Source organism: Catenovulum agarivorans DS-2, assembly GCF_000568405.1.
GTDB classification, from domain to species: Bacteria; Pseudomonadota; Gammaproteobacteria; order Enterobacterales; family Alteromonadaceae; genus Catenovulum; species Catenovulum agarivorans_A.
The window spans coordinates 39,960-63,292 of sequence record NZ_ARZY01000028.1 but is presented as its reverse complement, the minus strand read 5'-3'; the positions used below and the strand labels follow the sequence as shown (position 1 = coordinate 63,292).

The 23,333-nt window shown below is 40.4% G+C and carries 14 protein-coding genes; 9 read left to right on the top strand and 5 right to left on the bottom strand.

Annotated features, from left to right (window positions below; all coding sequences use genetic code 11):
* Positions 1-709: 709 nt before the first annotated feature.
* Together DS2_RS13965 and DS2_RS20885 are read left to right on the top strand one after the other, a co-directional pair.
* The gene (locus tag DS2_RS13965) at positions 710-1,804 is read left to right on the top strand and encodes a glycoside hydrolase family 117 protein (RefSeq protein ID WP_051479893.1); all 1,095 of its coding nucleotides are present in this window, start codon (positions 710-712) and stop codon (positions 1,802-1,804) included.
* 89 nt (positions 1,805-1,893) lie between these two features.
* Complete coding sequence (locus DS2_RS20885; protein ID WP_235188615.1) at positions 1,894-3,633, top strand: family 16 glycoside hydrolase; 1,740 nt, start codon at positions 1,894-1,896, stop codon at positions 3,631-3,633.
* 61 nt (positions 3,634-3,694) lie between these two features.
* On the opposite strand, the gene DS2_RS19990 is transcribed toward DS2_RS20885, so the two are convergent.
* Together DS2_RS19990 and DS2_RS13945 are read right to left on the bottom strand one after the other, a co-directional pair.
* Positions 3,695-6,850, bottom strand: a complete 3,156-nt coding sequence (locus tag DS2_RS19990) for an Ig-like domain-containing protein (RefSeq protein ID WP_051479890.1) — start codon at positions 6,848-6,850, stop codon at positions 3,695-3,697.
* A 147-nt stretch (positions 6,851-6,997) separates the two neighbouring features.
* On the bottom strand, positions 6,998-9,277 hold the full coding sequence (locus DS2_RS13945; protein WP_235188614.1) for a DUF5060 domain-containing protein: 2,280 nt from the start codon (positions 9,275-9,277) through the stop codon (positions 6,998-7,000).
* Positions 9,278-9,484: 207 nt separating this feature from the next.
* Between DS2_RS13945 and DS2_RS13940 the strand changes: the two genes are divergently transcribed.
* Positions 9,485-11,851 (top strand): right-handed parallel beta-helix repeat-containing protein, encoded by a 2,367-nt coding sequence (locus tag DS2_RS13940; RefSeq protein WP_152537611.1) that lies wholly within the window; start codon positions 9,485-9,487, stop codon positions 11,849-11,851.
* 62 nt (positions 11,852-11,913) lie between these two features.
* Positions 11,914-13,518 (top strand): right-handed parallel beta-helix repeat-containing protein, encoded by a 1,605-nt coding sequence (locus DS2_RS13935; RefSeq protein ID WP_035015434.1) that lies wholly within the window; start codon positions 11,914-11,916, stop codon positions 13,516-13,518.
* Between the two features lie 5 nt (positions 13,519-13,523).
* On the opposite strand, the gene DS2_RS13930 is transcribed toward DS2_RS13935, so the two are convergent.
* On the bottom strand, positions 13,524-14,678 hold the full coding sequence (locus DS2_RS13930) for a helix-turn-helix domain-containing protein (RefSeq protein ID WP_035015433.1): 1,155 nt from the start codon (positions 14,676-14,678) through the stop codon (positions 13,524-13,526).
* A gap of 108 nt (positions 14,679-14,786) precedes the next feature.
* Between DS2_RS13930 and DS2_RS13925 the strand changes: the two genes are divergently transcribed.
* The 4 genes from DS2_RS13925 to DS2_RS13910 all read left to right on the top strand — a co-directional run bounded on the left by DS2_RS13925 (position 14,787) and on the right by DS2_RS13910 (position 19,884).
* A complete protein-coding gene (locus tag DS2_RS13925; protein ID WP_035015445.1) occupies positions 14,787-15,692 on the top strand; it encodes a hypothetical protein in 906 nt (301 codons plus the stop codon).
* A 283-nt stretch (positions 15,693-15,975) separates the two neighbouring features.
* Positions 15,976-16,542 (top strand): malectin domain-containing carbohydrate-binding protein, encoded by a 567-nt coding sequence (locus tag DS2_RS13920; RefSeq protein ID WP_035015432.1) that lies wholly within the window; start codon positions 15,976-15,978, stop codon positions 16,540-16,542.
* 256 nt (positions 16,543-16,798) lie between these two features.
* Positions 16,799-17,665 (top strand): family 16 glycosylhydrolase, encoded by an 867-nt coding sequence (locus tag DS2_RS13915; protein WP_235188613.1) that lies wholly within the window; start codon positions 16,799-16,801, stop codon positions 17,663-17,665.
* Positions 17,666-17,820: 155 nt separating this feature from the next.
* Complete coding sequence (locus DS2_RS13910) at positions 17,821-19,884, top strand: methyl-accepting chemotaxis protein (RefSeq protein WP_035015431.1); 2,064 nt, start codon at positions 17,821-17,823, stop codon at positions 19,882-19,884.
* A 40-nt stretch (positions 19,885-19,924) separates the two neighbouring features.
* Here DS2_RS13910 and DS2_RS13905 read toward each other — a convergent pair whose 3' ends face one another.
* Entirely contained in the window at positions 19,925-20,707 is a 783-nt protein-coding gene (locus tag DS2_RS13905) for a helix-turn-helix transcriptional regulator (RefSeq protein WP_081754279.1), read from the bottom strand.
* Positions 20,708-20,960: 253 nt separating this feature from the next.
* Here DS2_RS13905 and DS2_RS13900 point away from each other — a divergent pair, with 253 nt between their 5' ends.
* Entirely contained in the window at positions 20,961-21,866 is a 906-nt protein-coding gene (locus DS2_RS13900; RefSeq protein WP_035015429.1) for a PEP-CTERM sorting domain-containing protein, read from the top strand.
* 21 nt (positions 21,867-21,887) lie between these two features.
* Here DS2_RS13900 and DS2_RS13895 read toward each other — a convergent pair whose 3' ends face one another.
* Positions 21,888-23,324 carry a DUF1501 domain-containing protein gene (locus DS2_RS13895; RefSeq protein ID WP_035015428.1) on the bottom strand — a complete coding sequence of 479 codons (1,437 nt, stop codon included), beginning with the start codon at positions 23,322-23,324 and terminating at the stop codon, positions 21,888-21,890.
* Between the last annotated feature and the right edge of the window lie 9 nt (positions 23,325-23,333).

Sequence of the window (23,333 nt, the reverse complement as noted above, 5' to 3'; positions counted from 1 at the left end):
AATACTATGATCCAGTCATAGGTCGTTTCTATTCGGGTATAGTGATCTTCGGCCTAGGGTCATTCACAATGTTGGTGTTTGGAGTTATTGAATTGCTAAAAGCATTCTCGATAATTGATGAAGACGAGGAGAATGGCAATTAATCAAAAAAATTATAAACAGCCATCGTAAAAATCAATACCGACTAAATTTTTGATTGATTGAGTATTGAATGATAGCTCAGTTGGATATTGAAATGCCAATTCTGAGCGGAACGCCTGCAGATGATCTGATCCAATAGTTTTGGACACCTCATTAAGTGAGTGGAATAACTCACTGAGGTGAAAAATGACAAATGAATCACCCCACCTCTATCAAAAGGCTAAGTACCTTAGGTTTGAATCTTACATTTGATGTTTATGCAGACTAATTCCCCCCTAACCAATCGAAAACACCACAACTCAACTAATTTACTCAATCACATTTCACACCTACCACCATTTAAATTTATATGTTTAAATATAAATAAAGGTTGTTGTATACATTTTAATGTTTTAAGGGTTAAAAATAGATGCTGAATATCCATAAGCAGTGGTATAAATATTCATTAGTATTGTTGTTGGTTGCCTGCCAATCATCTAAAGATACAGCTAGCTTGAATGATCAGACTGCGCCAATTACCTACTCCCAAGCCGATCTAGATTATTTGGGCATTAAAGACCCAAACTACATGAGTGCTGCGTCAAAGCGGGCACTTGAGCGTAATTACCATAAAAATGCAGACTGGTTTGGCGTGTTTTACAAACGCCCATTAACGGGCGATTTTGCATACGAGCCTGGTGTTATTCGTCGAGACGCTAGTAAAGTATTGTCAATTAATGGGCTTTATTACACCTGGTATACCAAAACAATTGGCCCAGGCCATGGCTTTGGTACGGGCGATCCTGAGTTAAAAGTATTTCCATGGGATAAATCAGAAATTTGGTATGCAACCTCCAAAGACGGTTGGCATTGGGATGAACAGGGCATTGCAGTTGGTCGAGGAGAAAAGGGTACATATGATGACAGGTCTGTATTTACCCCTGAAATTTTGCAGCACCAAGGCAAATATTATTTGGTTTACCAAACCATAAAAGCACCCTATTTAAATCGCTCGTATAACCATGTTGGTATGGCAATAGCTGACAGTCCAAATGGCCCTTGGCGCAAATTAGATAAACCAATATTGTCGCCAAGTGATACAGGTGAATGGTTAGGCGATGAAGACAACCGCTTTTTAATTAAATCGCAAGGCGAATGGGACAGCCACAAAGTACATGATCCAACCTTAATGTATTTCAACAATAAGTTTTACCTGTATTACAAAGGCGAACGCAAAGGCGAAAAAACCACTATGGGCGGACGCGAAATTCGTTGGGGTGTTGCTATTGCCGACAAACCAGAAGGACCGTATGTAAAATCGCCTTATAACCCTATTACTCACAGTGGTCACGAACTTGCGGTTTGGCACTATAACGGCGGCATTGCAATGATTTCTTGCAAAGATGGCCCCGAAAAAGAAACCATCCAATACGCAAAAGACGGAATTAATTTTGAGATTATGGCGGTAATTGATGCCGTACCAGACGCGCTAGGTTTGGTCGAAGAACTAGCTGATGATAGCTCACCTACATCAGCTTTGAGTTGGGGTTTGTATCACGAATATGTAATCCCACCAGGAAAAAGCTGGTTGCAAGGGGATAACTACATTGCACGTTTTGGCTTTAGAGGTAAAAATGACAGTGCTGAATTTGTAAAGAAAAAATCTAACCAATCAGGCAAATAAATCCTGCATTTTATATGTAAATTCAGAATCTTTTTATGGTAAATTGAGTCCCGAGGAAAATTTAACCAATTTACATTAGGATAATAATAGTGAAAACATATAAAAAAATTATTGCTGTAGCTTTAGTGGCAGGCCTAAGTGCCTGCCAACTCGCTAACATGCAAACCACAGCAACCTCACAGCAAGCCTCTGCAAAAAACACTCATGCGCCAACCGAATTGTCATCTAAATGGCAGCCATTATTAGATAAAGAATTAAGCAAGTGGGACATTTGGTTAGGTGTACCACATTCAAGTGTTACCGGTTTACCCGAAGGTACATATACTCAAGATAATTTATACAAACATGGTGATGCCAAACAAGCGGTTGGTTTAAATAATAATCTTAAAAATGTCTTTCAAGTAATAGAACAACACGGTAGCCCAGTGCTAAAAATAACCGGTGAGATTTTTGGTGGGTTAACGTCAAAGGCTCATTATCAAAATTATCATTTAACAATGGAAGTTAAATGGGGTGATAAAACTTGGGCACCTAGGCTAACCGACAAGCGTGACAGTGGTATTTTATTTCACTGCCAAGGCGAACACGGCGCATTTTGGCGTACATGGAAAGCCTGCCAAGAAATGCAAATTCAAGACACTGATTTTGGTGACTACATTCCACTTGCAGGTGTTTCCGGTGTAATTAAAACAGCTAGCGCAACAGCCAAGCATAATGAAAACAAGTATGACCCAGAAGGCACTTTTAAACATAAAATTACTGGTTATAGCCACGCGCACACCGACGCTGAAGCACCACACGGACAATGGAATAAAGTAGACCTGTACGTACTAGGTGACAAAGCACTATTTGTTGTTAATGGTGTGCAGGTTATGGCAGTGGAAGATTTTAAAGGTGTAGATGGTTTGCCTCTCATCTCCGGCCAATTGCAAATTCAATCTGAAGGAGCTGAAGTCTATTATCGTGAAATAAATATCAGAGCAATTGAGAGTTTACCGACTATCTCCACCGCGCCTATTTCTTTAACCATTCCGCCAGCAGGTTTTAGTGCCAATATCCCTGACGATCAGTTTGTTACTCGCCAAAACAACAGCTTTCCATTGTCTGATCAACAAAATAAAGGCAATTGGCAATTAAGAACTGACGTAACCGACGAGTTTGACGGTACTAGTTTAAATACTAACCGCTGGTTTGAAAATAATCCTTATTGGAAAGGCCGCCCACCAACATATTTCGACAACAGCAATGTTAGTTTTAAAGATGGCGAAGCGATATTTAAAATTAACCAACATGGCAACATGAAATTACCTGAAGGCTATACGTATACAGCTGGCTTTTTAAAAAGCAAAGAGCGTGTTTTATATGGCTATTTTGAATCGGAAGCTAAGTTGATGGATGCACCTTGGGTATCTGGCTTCTGGTTAACTTTTGCTGGAAAAGATTGGTGGACTGAAATTGATATTGCAGAAAACTGCCCATGTGTAGACGGCCAGCGCAATACCTTAAATAGTAATGTTCATGTATTTAGAGCACCAGAAGATAAAGGCAATATGAAAAAACACTTTGCCAAACCTAAAAAATACTTCTTTCCACACGAGTTGCAAAATGATTATCACGTGTGGGGTTTAGAATGGACGCCAGAGGTCATCCGCTTTTATATAGACGGGTACATGTTTAGAGAAATTGAAAACACCCATTGGCATCAAGCATTGGCTATTAACCTAAATAATGAATCGAACAAATGGTTTAACGCTATGCCAGATGACAACAGGTTAGATCAAGAATATCGAGTTAAATACGTTAGAGTGTGGCAGAAAATAGCAGAGTAGATAGGGCTTAAAAAGAGTCTCTGAAATCTAATCCTTACCAGAGACTCTTTTGAACGGGAAACTATATCAATTCTTTAATTGAAACATTGTCTATATACGCATTAATTGCACCCGAACCAGCAACAAAATACAGTTCTAATCGAGCTAAATGTTCTCCCCAATTTGCTTCGTCAAAATCAACTATAATGGTTTGCCATTCGGTTGTATTGGTTACAGCAAAACCTTTTTCAATGCGTGAGACCCACTCATCTTTATTCGTGCTGTCGTTTCGTGGCACCATAAAAAATTTCATGTTTACCGCGCTACCTACCGCACTATTTAGTTTTATATCAAAACTCAGTTGAAATTTGCGCCCTTGGTTTTCTCCAAATACTTGCGGTGTATCATGCTTGCTTAAACTTATGCCATTGTGTGAAGAGTCGTCGCTAATTTGCACATGCAAACCATAACTGCCGTCTTTTTTTGCATCGGCTGTGACGTCAAATTTACTTGAAGGTTGGGTTTGCCAATAGGTCCCCCATGGAACATACGATCCAGTTTCAAAATCAGGATTTTTTGCAGCCTCAGCAAGATAGTTAGGGTCAGCCGCTGGCACAGTGACAGTTAAACTGGCACTTAAACCATTGCTCGCCGTTGCGGTAATATTTGCGCTACCTTGCGCAACAGCAGTAATTAAACCATTGTTGCTAACCGTTGCTGTTGCTTCATTGTCACTTGACCATGTAACACTTAAGTTAGGTGCATGAGTTGGGGTTAAACTCGCACTCGCTTGGTAAGTCTGACCCGCTTTAATGGTTTGGTCGGCATCAATCGTTACATTGGTCACAACAACATTGTCGATTTTGTTGCTTACTTCTAAAATCATTGAGCTGACTTTGCCGCCGTTGTCTGGGAAGGTAACTTTAATCTGATTGTTAGCCTTAATTAAATTGTAGGGCACAGGAATATCAATCGAGCCAAAAAAGCCATCTTTACGGTTTTTCTGATCATAACCAGCCCAATCACTCGGAACTTCTACCTGTGTACCATTCATAGTTAAAGTTGGTTTTAAACTACCTGTATGTGCACGTCCAATACCCATGCGTAACATTGCAGAGGCACGGCTGACTTCAGTAGTGGCAATATCAACATTGTTGATATTGAAGGTGAGCGCTTGGTTAGCAACAATTTTTAGTAAATGGTCATCCGAGTAATATGACTTGCGTTGCAGTGTATGATCTATTGGTAAAGCTTTGTCTACATCAATAGTAAATTTAACTGTTTCGCCAATTGCCAATTTTATCGCTAATTTATCATTGCTTTGGCCGTTAATTGCTCCGCTTACCGCCAAATCTGTAGATGTATGTGTTGCAGGCGCATCAAAAGGTACGGTTAAGCGCTCAAGCTCCACAGAATCAAAATTTAAACCGGTAATGGCTTTAACATCTAATTCAATATCTACCGCAGCGTCATCTAAATTGTTGACTATGACGTATGCTTTGTCACCATTTACGTAAGCTGCTGTTTGAATATCAGGATCAGGTGAAGATACTTCAATACGGTGTCCTTCAACATCTTTCCAAAATTCAAAGAAAAGATGATTTATATTGAGCAAATAATTGTCTGGGTCGCTTGGGTTTTTAAACTCCCAACGATTGGTCGAGCTATTTAACTGAATTTTATCTGGATCAGGTCGCCACATTGCAGGTACGTACGGGTGGCCGTTCCCTTCATTCGGATTCTGCCAGTACCATGCTGTGTACCCGCCAATAAATGGAATTGAAGTTAAAATACGATCTTCTCGTGCCAATAACTCCAACATAATATTGTTAAATGAGCGCACCGTTTGGCTGTTTACCGTTTCATCGTAAGCAAGCTCACCTTCGGCGCGGTCAACAATGTTGCCATATTCGGTAATAGCATGCGGTTTGACTATATCCCATTTGTAATGTGAGTAGGTTTCAATTAAGTCTAATATCGCTTGTGCATTTGAGCCACTTCGACGCGTTTCGCTTTGATTGTCTGGAACACTGTCATCAATAATGTTTATGCCATCATACAGATGCACTGCAAAGCCATCCATATAAGGACCTGCGTTGTCCATAAACATTTTTTGTCTGCTTTCCCAGTGAGCAAAATATTCACCTGTGTTAAATGGTAATTCTAGTGATGGCCAAGCAGATGAAAAACCGACAACATTTAAGTTTTTAAGAGCAGGGCGCTCGTCAACCGCTTTACCTATTTCTTTGAACCACTTGGTCATATGACGACGTGTGTCGTCATCACTATTGTTGTACTGGGCTTTGTATTCCCAAGCGTGGACAAAAGGTTCGTTCATTGGCTCATAAATTAGCGGCCTTGAAACATCATCATAATAATGTTCAAAGTAGTCGGCAGCCCAGCGAGCACCTTCAACAGGGTCATTGCCAACACTCATGCTATTTTTTGGGTGTGATGTCACCACAATTCGGTTAGAGCCACCAGCATATTTGCTATGTGGATGAGCATGATATTTACTGACTTCACTTGGGCCCTGTTGCTCGGCAACACTGGTAGCAGGATATTTACTTTCACCTTCAATCTGTTTTGCAACATCAATAGGTGACCAAAACTGACGACCTTGGCCTAAACGAAAATCTTCAGTATACATTTTGATGACATTTTCCGGATAACTAGAAGAAAAGGTGTCATGCATGTTGATAAATTTCTCTCGCGCTAATACACCTGAATCCTCGTAATATTGGTGGGTATTCAGTGACGTTGTTATTTTAACTACGCTAGGTGGGGGCGAGGGGGTTACGATGGGCGAAATACCAGTAATAGTAACTTGCAGGCTTCTTGCTACGGTTGTGTGACCATCACTGACGTTAAAAGTATATTTAATGCTTTGGCTATCGCCGTCATTTAAACCATCAATAAAAGCTTTTGGCGAAATGGTAATTTTGTTGCCAGATATCTGAATTCCAATGTTGGGATTATTATTGTCGGCGGTCAAATGAGTCACAGTTAAGGTGTCGCCATCGCTATCGCTTGTTCCTGCTAACAAATCAACGGTAAAGTCCGCATCCGTTTCGGCAAACGTATGGATTATGTTGCCATCATGTTTGGGTGTACTGTTGTTTTTGGCTTGGTCTGGTTGTGTCTCGGCAGTTGTGTTGCTACCGCCGCCACAAGCGATTAAATTTAAGCTTGCAGCGATAGCCAGAGCAATCGACGCAAAGGATTGTTTTTTTAACATTACTTATTATCTGATCTAAATATAAATCTTCGTGTTCGTATGTGATTTATAATTGCACGGATAATACGTAATGTAAAGTAGTTGTTAATAAAGTGAGGTTTAGGGGGCGAGGGGCTTAAAGCGCTTTAAACCCCTAGCGTTTGTCGCTTAAGAGCCTAACAATAAGCGGCTCCAACGTCCACGAGCATAGGCTGTTTCGTCATTCTCTGGAATTTTTCCATTGGTTACAGCCATCGAGCCTATGGTTAGCACATCGCCTGGTTTAAGCTCGATAGGACCTATATTGAAATATATTTCCTGATAGTCCACTAGGGTTTCAGGATTGGTAAATTGTCCAATATTTTCGCCATTCAATTGTACTTGGTAGTTTGATTCACCGTCTATTTCGGCCAGAGTGACCAGAGTTAAGTTATATATACCTGCATGCTCTGAGGTGACTGTGTAGTCTGCAAAGGCATATTTATTACGGTATTCAACATTGCCTGCATTAATTGCTAGTGCATTTCTTCCCTGATGTTGGTAGTAAGGCACAGTTTGATTCTGTCTATTGGTAAAATGTTGGATAGCCGATAATTTATGTTCAATCTTTTGTCGTGTTACTACAATCACCCAATCTTGATTAGCATTATTTGGTGCTGTGCCTAGGTTGTGTTTGTCCGTTTGAAAGTAGTAGTTCAGCGGTTTATTAACACGAATGGTTTTTACGCTGCCGGCTTGCAACTGTCCGCCATTTCTTGGATCAAACCATCGCACTGAATATTCAGCTTCGCCAAAAGGCAATTTTATCGACAACGGCTTAGACGCATCTTTGGCGTACAGAATATAATATTCTGCTCGTTTACCAAGTACCCAAGCATTTTCCCCTACCTCATCCATATTGCGTGCATTTTGGTAATCTAGTTCAAGCAAGTTAAAGAAATCGAGCGCGTGTTTTGCTTGTGTCCAGAATTTGTCGCGAGTACGCCAGTCTTCAGCGGTTAAATCAGAGTGTTCGCGCTTGTAGCCAAAGTACCATTCAGTCCCCCAAGCGCCAGCGGTTAAAGCTCCCCACAAACCGTTCATTCGTGCATCATTATGGTTTGGGTTGTGTTGGTCTGGTTGCAGTGCAAATTGAGCATCGCCTGGTTCATCTACTGCCACAGCTAAAGGACGACCGTTACTCACTGGCCATTCTCGGATCTTTTTGACCATATAGTGCACAGAGCTAAAATCTGGTCTGCTTGTTTGTAAACTTGTGCCCGTGTAGAAGCTATCTTGACCTGTTAAGTCGTCGAAAAAGTTGCCGTTGTGAATAACAATGTGGTGATTGTATGGGTCATTTTGATGGAAGTATTTGGCCATAGCTAATCGCTGAATTGTCGACTGTGGCATGGTTTCGTGTTTTGGATACCAATTGCCATTTTCTTCACCCATATTCCAATTTAACGCGAGATGATGACCAAACCTTGCAATTAATTCACGGTAGTAAATTTGTCTGTGTAGGCCTAAACCCCCATTGTCGAGTAGCCCCTGGTTTTCTGCTTCTTGGGTTTTAAAATGTAAAAAAAGACCGAGCTTTTGAGCGTGGCTAAAGACAATGTTCCATTGCTCAAGCTTTGAAACGTCAAAACGGTCAAATGTATTGTAGTCGATATACGGAAATACATTTTGATCATCACCTACTATATTTAAGGTCAAAAATGAAATGGAGTTCATGCCTTTTGCCGAAATATAGTTAAGTGCACCAATTAAGCCTTTACCTTTGCCGTTTTGCCAAGTTGGATCGCCATTTTGCCAATCTCGTTCGTGTGCTTGCCAGCTCTTTATCAATTGATCCTTGTAACCATCGTTGTGAAACGTGCCGTCAAACTCTTTGTAAGATAACAAGTTTTCAGGGGAATCTGGACCTGCCTTTATGAAATACCCACCCGTTTCGGCAAAACGCAGGTACGGTTTATTTACATATTGCAGTCGACCGCGTTGACGAAAGTCAGGGTAGCGTTTATCGCTTTTTTCAACGTTAAATTTACCGAAGGAATGGTCAATTGGCGCAACCGAAAAACCACTAAAATCCAACTCAGATACTGCCATATAAGGCGCTTTTCGGAATGAAACCTTATAAGTCCATTCGCCAACTTCGTCAGGCGTAAATATTACACGCCACTTATTTCCAGACGTAGCACTAGAGTTTGCAGCATCACCATCTGCCGCAAAAAAGCCTGGGATCTTATATTGCTTCTGCGTTTTAGTATGGGTAAAAACAGTGTCGAAGCGATAGTGGGTGAATGGGTTTTCTGTTGCTTGTTCACTTGTTTGTGGACCATCAAATGTAAAGGTAATGCTGTGCCACTTTTTTTGCTCACCTTCGATATTGGGTATGACCTGAGCTTGTAACTTAGTCGCAAACATGACTAGCACACATAATGTAGTTAAGGCAGTTTTTAGCATAGCTATTTTTCACTCGTTATTAGTTAAATGTTTACTATAATCTTTTTTTGGATCAAAACGTTAATATAAATTTTAAGTTTTATCTACAAAAAACATTGAATTTATTTTTGTGATGAACTATTTTGTTGTGCATATATAAAAATATATATTTGTATTTAACTTGTTTGGGCGTTGTTTTAATAACATCAAACTAAAATGGACACACATATGTACTACAAAGCAACTATAAAAAAATACCACAATACATTGTTGGCGATTGCTTTATCGGCTTTTGCTTGCGACTTGGTGGCAAAAGATATTTATGTCACTAAAACCGGCAACGATAGTAACAACGGTAGCCAATCTTCCCCTTATTTAACATTGAGTAAAGCAGCAAGTGAGGCTGTAGCTGGTGATACTGTGTATATCGGCGGTGGGGTTTATCAAGAAACTTTAACACCTAGTCATTCAGGCAGTGAAAATAACCCTATAACTTTTACCGCAATTGAAGGTGAAAAAGTGGTGATCAGTGCAATGCAAGCCCTGAACAACTGGCGGTTAGACTCTGGCGACATTTATGTCACGGATGTTGATTGGGACTTAGGTCAGCAAAACTTTGTAATGCAGGGTGAAACTGCGATGGACTTGGCTCGTTGGCCAAACAATATAGACGGCGATCCATTCACGCAGAATTCGCTGCGTAACACAGGTGGTAGTGCGCCTGAGCAAATTAACAATGCTTATCTAGACTACAGCGCAGGCATCCCACAGGTAAACTGGCAAGAGGGTGGCTCACTGTATTTTTATGGTGATAAACCAGGCTCAGGTTGGACAACTTGGCGAGCTTTTATTACCGATAGCACTGCTACCCGAGTGTATTTTGATTTAGATAAAAACCCTGCTTGGATCCGAACCTTTCATGCACCTGGTGACAAAGGTGACTTTTTTCTACAAGGGGTAAAAGGTGCGCTAGATTACCAAAACGAATGGTACTTTGACTCAAAAAATAAACAGCTGTTTGTGCAGTTGCCAGGCGGCGCAAAACCAACTGATGGCCAAGTAAGCATGCGCAAGCGCACTAAAGCTATTAACTTGGCCGGACGAAACTACATTCATATTAAAAATTTAGCTGTGTTTGGTGGTTCAATTGAGTTAACCGATAATGCTTCAAACAACCTTATTTATGGTGTTAAGAGCTTATACGGCAATTATACCTTGGGTGTTGTGCGTGGCTTTAATTCAGGCAACCAAAGCATTATGGTTAAGGGCGCAAACAACCGCATAGAAAAAAGCGAAATTGGTTTTGGCTCCGGTTCAGGTATTTATGATTCGGGCACCAATACCCAAATTGTGAATAACTATATTCACGACTTTAACTACTTAGGTGATTATGACGCGATAATCAACGCACGTGGTGGTGATGGTACTCAAGTTATCGGCAATACCATTACGCGAGCAGGGCGAGATGCCATTCAATCAGTCAATAATAATACGCAATATGCCTACAATGATGTTTCGTATAGTAATTTAATTGCTGACGACTGTGGCTTGTTTTATACCTTGGGTGGCCCGCGCAATAGTACAATTCATCATAACTGGTTTCACGATGCCTATTCTAGTGGCAGTAAAAAGAAAGCAACGGGCATTTATTTAGACAATGACACCTCTGGCGTTGATGTACACCACAATGTTATTTGGAATACTGAGTGGTCGAATATTCAAATTAACTGGAACGGCAAAGATATAAACATATTCAACAACACCTTGTTAAACGGTGAAACAGTGATGGGCGCATGGCATAAAGAAGGCACCCAGTTTAGCAATGTAAAAGTATGGAACAACTTATCAGACAACAATGCGTGGGAACCGCAATCAGATAAACAAAACAATCTAACTTTAACGGCCAATCAACAACCTTTTGTTGATGCGGACAATGGTGATTTTCGTTTAAAAACAGGTTCAGCACCAGTTGATGCAGGTCGCGAAATCAACCTATTCACTACAGACGTGACAGATGGCAAACCCGATATCGGCGCGTATGAGCTAGGCGGTCTACAAGCCAATTGGCGCGCAGGTATTGATTGGGAAATTAAATTGGGGCCAACGGGCTTAGGCTGTTATGGGTTACCGGGTGAGGATTGTGTTAACCCTTCTAGTCTAGTACCTGAGGTCAAAATGTCGGCGCCGCAATCGGCTAATGAAGGAGAGGTGTTGCAAATCAACTTTGAGTTGAGTGATTACGCTAGTAATTACCCGGTTACGATCCCTTTAACACTATCGGGCAGCGCGACTGGCTCTGACTACGATTGGTCACTTGCCGACATTGTAATTTCCAAAGGTAAAACAACCAGCATAGATTTTGAGCTTTTGTCTGATGAGTTGGTTGAAGGTGATGAAACCTTAGTTATTAACCTAGGAAATGCGCTAAACGCGACTGTGGTTAGTCCAACTAGCCTTACTATCACCATAAAAGATATGACAGAAAACCTAGTTGAAGAACCTTCGAGTGAGTCAGCCAGTGGTGGCGGTATCGCATTTGGCTGGCTTTTATTTACCACGATTTTTTTAGTTGGTCGAAATCGACCTGCTAATTAAATTTCTACGTAAGTTAAAACATAAAACACATATAGCACACAACAAAATAGGTTGATTTTAAAATGAAACAACACTTAAAAAATATTGCAGCGACTTTGGTCGCAGCATCATGTATCACTCTGACTGCCCATGCTCAACCCTTTACAGCCACAGGTAATTGGTTTTGGGATTTGGCAGATCGCCACGATACCAATGGTTCTAACACAGCTGAAGACGGTTGGGTTAGAACATTGCCCGCTCCAAATATAGGTAGCGAAAATAAACGCAATACAGTACGTAATAACTTCACTGCAGCTGGCGTTCCATGGAATGAAATCAATGCGACCGAATACTTCTTGGGTAACAACTCAACTTTCGGTTACCAAATTGCTGAAATGGAAGCTGTTAGCACAACGGCCGCAGCGTTAGCCAATAGACCTGCTACCGGTCCAAATGAATGGAATCGAAGTGTTAACCCAATCGTTGTGCTTTGGGGACCTGTTCAATTGGATAATGCACGGGCTGATTTAGAAGACGACGTAGAGCGAACCTTTGTATTTAGAGGCAATTGGAATATTGACCAGCCGATTTTTATTGGCAGCAACAAAACCATTTGGATTGATGGTGAACTGACCTATACAGGGAATGATACAGCCCATGTTGGCGGTGCAGCATTTACACCAAAGGGCTCAAAAATGCATGGGGTATTTACTGTTAGACGCAAAGCAAGTGCTTGGGTAAATGACCGAGGTCAATTAGATGAAGATGATTGGACATCACTGGGACAAAATTTTGCAGTTCCTGAAAATATAGTTGAATTAAACAAACCTTTAATGGACTCATTTAAGAACCAACCAAGTGTTAGCAATGTGAAATTTTTTGGTACTCAGCGTGGCAAAATTAACGTATTAATGAGCTCAGCACAATCAAACCCTCAAGGCAATTGGGCGCGGTACGATCCTAATTTAAAACCTAGGCATGCAGATGGTACTTTAGGTTCGGGCGGCCAAGTTATCCCTCGTACAAATGGTATTCATTTTGACCATGCGTTGGATATTGTCGTTGATGGGGTAACAATTGTTGGTGCTGTCAATGCTATTTATGTTTCAGGTACCTTCCGTGTAGACATAAAGAATAACTTTATTGATAACTCATATTTTAGAGGCGTTCACTTACATGGCAGCGGCCATACAGCTGACAATGTCGCCTTTGTTCGTAACAATCTAATTACTCGCAATAAGCTAGACGGAATAGACATAGATTCACACTCTGCACGTTATTTAGTTGAAAAAAATGTTGTGATTGGTGCGGATAATCGATTTTTAATCTGGACTGAAATAGAAGCACACCACAATACTATTCGTAACAATGTTGGCATTATTAACTTGAAACAACACTCACCTATAGGTGCGGGTGGTTTCCAAGAAAATGGCACTGAAACGAATATAGGTGCGCAAGGTACGCGTTGGAATGTATGGCAAGACAACAACATCTTTAATGCTAGAGAAGAAAAACAAGGTTTCTTAATGCGTGGATTGGAGTCTAACCGTGTTGTACAACATGAAAATACCACATGGCTAAATAACTATGTATGGCAATTGAACAGAAGTATGGGCACCAGTAATCCAAAACTGGATGGTATAGTAGACGACGTTATGTATTTGTGGGTGAACAACGACGGCGAATAGTTTACTTAATGACTGCTTAACTCAGACGCCGATATCAACTCGGCGTCTAAATCTGCTCCATTCATGCTGAGTACCTTAAATAATAATTGGTAGTTATCTGCATTGGTTAAACCATCCGGTAAGGTAAAAGTTTGTCCTTTTTGGGCGATTTCTAATTGGTTCTGGGTTAAAAACCAACTTAACCATAACAGCGCAGAGTCGGTAAAACCCGCGAGTACAACTAAATTATTGTTTCTTGGCCCCTTCATTTTGGTAAATAAGCCATAATCGACGTATTGTTGTTCGGTATTGATTGGCGCTGGGTATGGTTTGGCGGCATGCTGTGTAAGTAAGTTGTTGTTTGCTGCTTGGTACACTATGCCTTTGCCAGCCAAAAAGCCATTTAATAAGCCCAAGTTTTCAAAGTGGCCAATATAAATAATGTTTTGCTGTTTTAGCTCTTTAGTGGTTAATTCGCTGGCTAACTTGATTGGTGTGTATCTAAAATGATCCGCCAGCGACAGGATATTTTTTAGTGCCAATATTTGATTTTTACTCGCTTGGTTTGGCTGAATGCCAAGCACAATCAGGCTGCTGGTTTGCGCAAAAGTAAAATCTTGCCAAATCTTATTGGTTGCAGATGTGTTCGCGTTCATGTTGTTTGTTGGTGATAATCGAATAAATGCATGAATCAGTATCGACAGCATCAGAGCACCAATACATAACCAAGCCATGCCACTAGTGCCAAGTTTGTTGGTTAGCTGAGTTTTCTTGCTATTGACGTTCTCTCTGTTTAGCACATTAATACGGTATTCACCAACGGGGATAGATAACTGAACTGGTTCGTTTGCGCCTTGATTTCGATAATAGTCATCTAGCTTTTTTCTAAGCCGTGAAATTTGTACACGCACCGATGCATCTTCAGCAACGTTAAAATCAGCCGACTTACCAAATACCTCAATGGCGACTTCAATTTCTTTTGGTGGAGAAAGTTTATCTGACCCTTGTTCAATTTTGTTGATTTCATTATTTACTAAAAACGCTAATAGCTTTGACTGATTAGACGAACGGCCTAATACATTGCTTTTATTAATATTTTTTAGTTGATTGAGCAAAACTTCTTTTGATACAGGCAAGGTCATTAATTTATCCATATTGCTGATTAAATCTGGACGTTTCATAAATAAATTAACAGTATCATACCTGATAATTCGCTTGGTTACCTAGACAGTTTGTTACTTGAATGGATAAATTTCCGTTAGTTATTTGTTAATTTGAGTATTACTGATATGTCAGTTAAAAAGTTTGTTTTTGCCTTACTAAGTTTTATTTTTAGCATTCATTTGGTTCATGCCAGCAACTGGCAATATAACAATAATCGCATTGCCATTAGCGCTGACGGAAATAACCAACCTGATGTACAACATTATTGGACAACGGCAGATCCAGACGATTGGGGCGCGACACCTGCAGCATTGGCCATAATTGCTAAGTTAAATTTACAAGACCGTTTAGTGCACTTTTCTTACAACAACTTTATTGACTCGCCAGCACACACCAGCGCTATCAATCAAATGGAAGTTGGGGTTCAAGGCGCAATTAATTATTGGCAATTTGATCAAACACGCTTTTTTGATGTAACCGAGCAGTATCAACAAGCATTATCCAGCTTAGTAAAACAAATTGCTATTTCTACTGAAAACAACCCACTTTATTACATTCATATGGGACCAAGTGAGTTTTTCTACCGTGTGGTTAAACAAGTGCTATTGCAAGGCAAAGCTGAAAGTTTAAACCATGTATATGTGCTTTCTCATAGCGGTTATAACGATAACCATCTGCGCCGCGGTGATCCCAAATTCGACAAAAAACCAGTCCCGCAGCACAAGGTTCATCACACACTTAGCCAAGCTATCGAGTTAAGTGGCAATAGGCTCAAATACAAAAGAATTAAAGACCAAAACGGCGAATGGGATGCCAATTTATTGTGGAATTCTAAGCATGATTGGTCAGTGTGGGATTGGATGAAAAACCACTCAGATCCAAGTGTTGCATGGATTTATAAGCGTATGCGACAACACCCAAAAGGCGTGGCAGATTGTTCAGATGCTGGCATGGTTTTCTATCTGTTATTGGGTGATGAAAATGGCAGTCCAGAAAAGTTTAAACAATTTATAGGCAATGGAATTCAATAATAGGCATTGGCTAAAAGTTTAAAAATTGAATACACAACAAAACAACAAGGAAATTACAATGCAGCTTAGTAAAATAGAATGTTTAAAATTAGCTAGTATGGCCGCAGCCCTGCTGGCACTGTCAGCTTGTGGTTCAGGCTCGGAAACTAATAGTGATTTAGAAAAAGTTGGCTAACAAATTGAAACGCCAGCACCAGAGCCAACTCCTGAGCCAGAACCCACGCCGACACCTGAGCCAACCCCAGATCCAAATGCAAAAAAGGTTTTTCAAGAAGTAGATGGATTGGCCGTAATTGAATTTGAATCGCTTGAGCTACCAACAGGTTGGGAAAAAGTAACTGACAGTGGCGCATCCGGCAATAGTTATATTCAATCAGGCACTGAAGATGATGTTTTATACCAGAAACAACAAACTAATGCTGGTTGGCTCGGTTTACAAAACGACAACTTTATTGGCGAAATTGCGCTTAATCCGGGCTCAACCTATCAAATTGATTACTACTTTGCTGAAATTGAACACAAAGCAGTTGGTAAACGTGCAATTGATATTCACAACCAAGATGAAAAAATTGCTACTGCATTAGATGTTTATGCAATAGCAGGTGCCAATACGGCTTATAAATTCTCGATTGTTTATACCGCACAAGAAGATGTTTATAAAACAGGCATGCAAACCAATGCAATTGCCAGTTTTGATACCTATCTGGCGTTGGCAGCATTTTCTATCCGATATTTGGATCTAGATGCTTGGGGTGATGAAGATCAAGACGGCGTTGCCAATTTTGATGACAAATGTGCAGCGACAATTTCTGGTAGCACGGTTGATGACAAAGGTTGTGCATTACCTTAGGTTTATCTTTATTTGTTATTAATATTTTTTTTAATTTGGCAGGTATTCCCTGCCAAATTTTTATCCAGCAATTTCTACCCCAAGTGTTATCCATATTTTCGGTTCATCTGAATTTGTCGAAACAGTTCCTCGTTAAAAAAAAGTTAATTTTTTAAATTTAAACTTTACAATTCAAATAAAATGTCGCATATTAACTATGGGGTTTATATCTAAACTCAAAGCTGGAAAAATACACAAACCACACAAAGGAAAGAAAATGAGTCACACAAAACTATTTAACAAGTTGGCTAGCTTAGCCGCAGTTGGATATATGTCGCTATGTTCAATGCAAGCTAGTGCTAATCCAACACCTTGGTTAGACGGCACAGGTAACTGGATTAAAAATCAACACAACTGGCAATTTAACTCGGCAGTGAGTGACGAGTTTAATCAGCCAGGCAATTGGCAAACGCCTGATCCAAGTAAATGGAATAGATTTCACCCAACGGGTTGGTTGGGCAACAATAGCTTTACCTACAATGGTAATTTTGCCTACACACATAATGGCAACTTAGTATTGGAAGCACGCCCTGGCAATCAAGTAGGTGACAAACACTCAACCGGTATTGCCTCGTCAAAAGACCGCACTTTTAAATATGGCTATTTTGAAGTAAGAGCAAAAGCCGCGACTAACAATATTGCCAGTAGTTTTTGGTTTTTTAACCGTAATCCAGCCAATGGTGAGCAGTTTGAAATAGATGTATATGAGCATTTTCCATATCAACCATGGAATAGCCATAAAAAATTCAAAAGTAATATTCACCATTTTGTATGGACACCAGAAGACGGTAATCAAGACCAGATTAACTATTACGAATCGCCTGTTGATATGCCAAACAATGGGGTCGTAACTGATTGGCACACATATGGTGTTTTACGCGAGCCAGGTGGCATTCACTTTTATGTAGACGGCGTAAATGTTCGCACCATATGGAAAAGCTCTGTACCTGCGGCGAGTTATCCAGGTGACAAAGAAATGCCAGTTATTTTAGATATTTTAGTATACGACTGGCAAACGGGTGATAACGAGCCCGCACAACAACGCTCTTTCTATTATGTTGATTACTTCCGTGTATGGAATTAATTCACTGATTTAGCTTGAGTATAAGCGGGAATCAAAACGTATGGATAACTTGAATTTTCAGTTATCCATTTTTTTGTTGTTTTGCATTAAATAAAAACATGTATTTATATATAAACATCAAATCCCAGGGATGAGCACAACAAGGCAAACTAAAAATGAAGTGGCTAAACAATATTAAAATACAAACTCGCATTATCTTACTTGTACTAATTCCGTTAATTGTTGTGCTTACGCTTTGCATGGAGCGGCTAAATCAAGCAAAACAAGTACAAAGCAATATGCAAGATGTAGAATTTGCCCTCGACTTTGTTCAACTAGTGTCACCACTTATAAGTCATCTACAGCAAGAAAGAGAATTAACTCGCCTGTATTTAGGCCCTGGTACCCCTGATCATCCAGTTGGTCGCGAGTATAAACAAGACGCAGAACAAGCACGCAAGCGTGCAATTCAATCACAACAAAAGTTTATTAGCTTCCTCCAAGCAAATGACGCCAAGTTACAGCGTTTACCTCAACTCGCTCAGCAAGTTAAAGCGGCATTGTTTAATCTAGAACAGTTTACCTTGGTTAGAGAGGTGGCAAGTAAACGGCTTAAAAGTGAAAACGCTGAGCTTGCAAAAAAATTCAAACGACCAATTTGGGTTTTAGAAGAATATGGCAGAATGATCAAATCGCTGCTGTATTCGTTAGATACGTCGTTACAGATAAGTACTAGTGATAAAGAATTAGGTAAATTAGCTAATGCATTTAGCAGCTTAGTTTATTCAATTGAACTGTCTATTGCCATCAGTGGTGCTGTTGATACAGCAATTGGAAGCAACCTATTCGTACACTTATACGGTACTATTGCTAGCCTAGATGCACAGTTGGTGCGGGCTGAATATCAATTTGAAAAGTTTGCCGATAAAGAATTGAGAGATTTCTACAATTCTAAACTTAAAAACTCTAAAGAGAATAAATTGGCTTTTGCCAACTACCGCAAAATTAGAAATGCCGCTGACAAAATTGGTAAGCCTTGGCAAGTTAGTGCGGACGAATGGAAAACCAATACGGAAGGCTTAGCTGCATCTTACCAAGACGTTGCCGAGTTTATGCTAACCAAAATCGCCGAGTTAAAAGAAGTTCGAGTCGCTCAAGCTAACGATGCGGTTATGCATACATGGGTTTTAATTGTTGGTTTAATTATTGTTATATGTTTAGTTTCGTTTGCGATAATTTATAGTGTAGCCAAACCACTTAAAGCTATGGTGAGTGAGTTTTCAATTATCGCTAAAGACAAAGATATGCAAAGGCAAATTCAGTACACAGGTAAAGATGAATTAGCCGCGCTTGTTTTCGCCTTCAATAATTTGCTTGAAAATTTTAATAGCACACTTACTGGGGTGAAAAACCAAGCAACCAGCATTGATAGCACTAGCGGCCAAGTAGCCGAAGCCATGAATCAGTCACTCACTTTATCAGCCAGCCAGTTACAAGCAACCGACAGTGTGGCGGTTGCCGTAAATGAAATGACAGCTACCATAGAAGAGGTTTCATCTATGGCGCAGCAAACATCATCAGCTGTGGAAAATGCTCATCAAGTTTCAGTGCAAAGTGCTGAAAAAGCCGAACTGAGCCGCCAAATGATGGAAAGCTTAACCCATGAGCTAGGCACAACCAGTGAAGTGGTGAATGCATTAAATGAAGAAGCCAGCCATATCAGCAGCATACTCAATGTTATTCAAGGCATTGCTGAACAAATTAACTTATTAGCACTCAATGCGGCTATTGAAGCGGCACGAGCGGGCGAACAAGGTCGAGGGTTTTCTGTGGTGGCCGACGAAGTTAGATCATTGGCTGGGCGCACCCAAGAGTCGACCGAACAAATTCGTAATCAAATTGAATCTTTATTAGCAGGCGCAGAAGCAGCTTCTAGCAAAATGGTTACGTTGCAGCAAGAAGGACATAAAGCCGTTGAAGTGGTTATTGAAAGCTCGTCAGCCTTTGATGTTATGAAAGCAGAGCTCGACAATATTATGCAAATGGCAGTGCAAATAGCCACAGCATCAGAAGAACAAACCTGTGTGTCTAACGAAATTAATCAACGTATTTTAGCCATTCGTGACGACGCTGAAAAAGTAACAGCACATGCAAATACAACTGTAGAGTCAACCTCTAGTTTGGGCGACAGCTCAGTGCAATTACAAAGTTATATAAATGAGTTTCAGTTGGCGCGATAGTATATTGTGAATCTGCAATGGTAATTATTAGCTGTATTAGCTAACTTCTCTCAGGTCCTAGCGGCGACAATTTTAATTCAATTGATGCGTGGGCCATTAATTGTTTGGTATTGGCATAACCATTGCGATCTTTTGCTTTATTGACATGGTATCGCACGTTTGCATAACTCATACTGAGTATAGTAGCGGTTTCTTGCAAGGTTTTACCAGCGATCAGCCATTGCAGGCACTCGGTTTCTCTTTTGGTTAGTTCGATGTTTTTTATCTTGAGCTCGTTTTGTAAAAACGTTCCTTGTTTAAAATCAACAAGCCATTTGGTGATATAAGACAGAGATAAAGAAATCAGCTCTTGTTTTACGATTTCGTTTGGGTATTCGTGAAGTCCTATTATAAGAATCGCATTGGTTTCAGCATGACATGAGGGGATAAACAAAATATCTTTTAGAGGTTTAGCCTTTTCAACGCCTGTGTGCTCTAAAAAACGATTGCCAGTAAATGGTATAAATCGAAGTACCTGCCCAAAGCTAATTGGATTTTCGCGGCGAGAAATCCAATTAGATAGCCAGTTAGGCGTATGTTGGATAACCTTTTCGCAAACCTCAAAAGTTGAAACAGATACTAGCTCTCCAGACAAATCATTTGACCAAACCTCATCCAATGATATTAGTTTATACGGCGAACGTTGCATAAATAGAAACGTACATCCAGCTACAGCTCTCTTGGCTAGACAGTCAAACAGGATTTTTCTGCTGTCTATTTCACTTTTCGACTTTAATAGTTGTTCTAGGTCTTGGTGAAAATTGAGTGTTGATTGATGATTCATGAATTGGCCAAGGTCAATTTATTTAATCTTTTTCGTATAAATACAGCCAATATACCACAGTGCTCGCTGGTCTCAAATATTGTAAAACCGCCAAGCATCAGCAACGTTAGGCTTGTTTGTAAACGATAGACTAGCACTTCTGCTAGTTAAGGGATGTGGTCAAACTTGATACACTTTTGCGCATTAATTTTATTTTCCAATTTTTTATCAAGTTTAAATTAGTCCTTGGATAACTTGATGATGGAGCTTTAACATGAAGAGTTTACGCTGGACACTATTCCTTTTGATATTACCTGTGTACGCACAGGCTGCTATTATTACACTAACAGATACAAAAAATTTAAGCCCAGTTTATATTGACGGAGAGCATAACTACTATACTCATACCTTTGATCTGAAGAAAGCTTTGGGTAGTGATTTTAGTTCAAAGTATTCATTTAACTCTCTGACTTTGTCTTGGACGATTAGCGATGATGCTAATGATAGCGAAGAGTATGAGTTTATATCAGATGATAGTTATTCTGATGTTTCAGGATGGACAATAGAAGAAAAAAAGCGCTGTAACGGTATTTTCGGCTGTCACCGCTATTGGACTAGCTGGAATCGAACTATCACTGATGTGACAGATAAAACTTATGAGTCAATCGAGAAAGACCGCTTGAGCATCAGAGTAGGTGGTTACACTCACTACACTCAAACACAGTCGACAATTACCAATGATTATGTTGTTGAAGGAACTGAAACAACTGAACATCTAGGTGTGCAGAGAATTGGCGGACAATGTATTCGACCCAATGGCACTCGTTATTATTGCAATAAAACAGAAGACGTCTATGAAACAACCTATACTGAAGTAGTAGACCGTTATATAGATTATGGTGTTGCAACTACAGATAGTTTTACTTGGGACGCCTTTGATTTAGAAAATTACTATTCATCATTATGGGAAAACGGTCGCTTCTTTGTGGCGGGTGGAACCGGATATAGGTGGAACTACAACTCCGCTGAAGATGGTTATATTTCTAATGTAGCCTTGTCACTTGATATCACTGAATTGGCTCAAGCTCGACCCGTACCTGAGCCATCAACATTTGCTTTGCTGATAAGTGCTTTTGTGGGGATTCTTTTACACCGAAAGAGAAGGCGCTCAATTGTTTGAGTGCCTAATTTTACTGGATTTTTAAGCCAAGATATCCTTAACTATATGCCCATGAACATCGGTTAATCTAAAGCGGCGGCCTTGGTATTTGTAGGTGAGCTTTTCGTGGTCGACGCCCATTAAGTGCATTAAGGTTGCTTGGAAGTCGTGTACGTGCACTGGGTCTTTAACTATGTTGTAGCCAAACTCATCGGTTTCACCATATACGCCAGGTTTAACCCCGCCACCAGCCATCCACATGGTAAAACAGCCTGGGTGGTGGTCGCGGCCATAATTCCCTTGAGTTAATTTACCTTGCGAATAATTGGTACGGCCAAATTCGCCGCCCCAAACCACTAAAGTATCATCTAACAAACCACGTTGTTTTAAGTCCATGACCAATGCAGCAGATGCTTGGTCGGTTTTGGCGCAATTGCCTTTCATACCACCCGGGAGGTTGGCGTGGTGATCCCAACCTTGGTGATATAACTGAATAAATTTAACGTTGCGTTCAGCCAAACGCCGAGCCAATAAACAGTTAGCAGCATAGGTACCGGGTTTGCGTGCATCTGGCCCGTACATATCAAATACCCAGTCTGGCTCGTCAGATAAATCAGTGGCATCTGGCACTGAGGCTTGCATACGCTCAGCCATGTCGTATTGCGCCATGCGTGACTGAATTTCTTGGTCTTGCCATTGTTGGTATTGTAAATCTTGCAGCTTTTTAAAGTGATTAAATAATTCACGGCGACTGGCGCTAGAAACACCTTGTGGGTTATTTAGGTATAACACTGGCTCTGCGCCACCTCTAAATTGCACACCTTGGTGAATAGAAGGTAAAAAGCCATTCCCCCATAAACGCGCATATAAAGGTTGCCCACCTGAATTGCTCGAAACCATTACAATAAAAGGTGGTAAGTTAGGATTGTCTGAGCCCAGTGCGTAACTCATCCAAGCACCAATACTCGGTCGGCCTGCAATTGGGAATCCCGTTTGCAAAAAGGTGATTGCAGGGTCGTGGTTAATTGCATCTGTATGCATTGATTTTACAATACATAACTCATCAACAATTTTGGCGGTATGTGGCAATACGTCACTAACCCAAGCACCACTTTCGCCATGTTGCTTAAAGTCGAAAATACTGCCGACCATTGGAAATGAGCTTTGTTGTGCACTCATACCTGTTAATACTTGGTCGCCACGCACTTCTGCCGGTAATTCTTGACCAAAACGTTTAGTCAGCTCTGGTTTGTAGTCAAAGGTTTCAAGCTGAGAAGGCCCGCCAGACTGAAACAAATAAATTACACGTTTTGCTTTAGCCGGTTTATGTGGCTTGCCCAAAATGCCGTTTAACTCAGTGTTTTGCATTATGGGTGATAAGTCTTTGGCCATGGCAAGGTTTGGAATACCTGCCATGCTAGCCATTGCACCTGCGCCTGCACCCGTGGCGAGATTTTTTAAAAAATGTCTACGATCCATAGTGATACC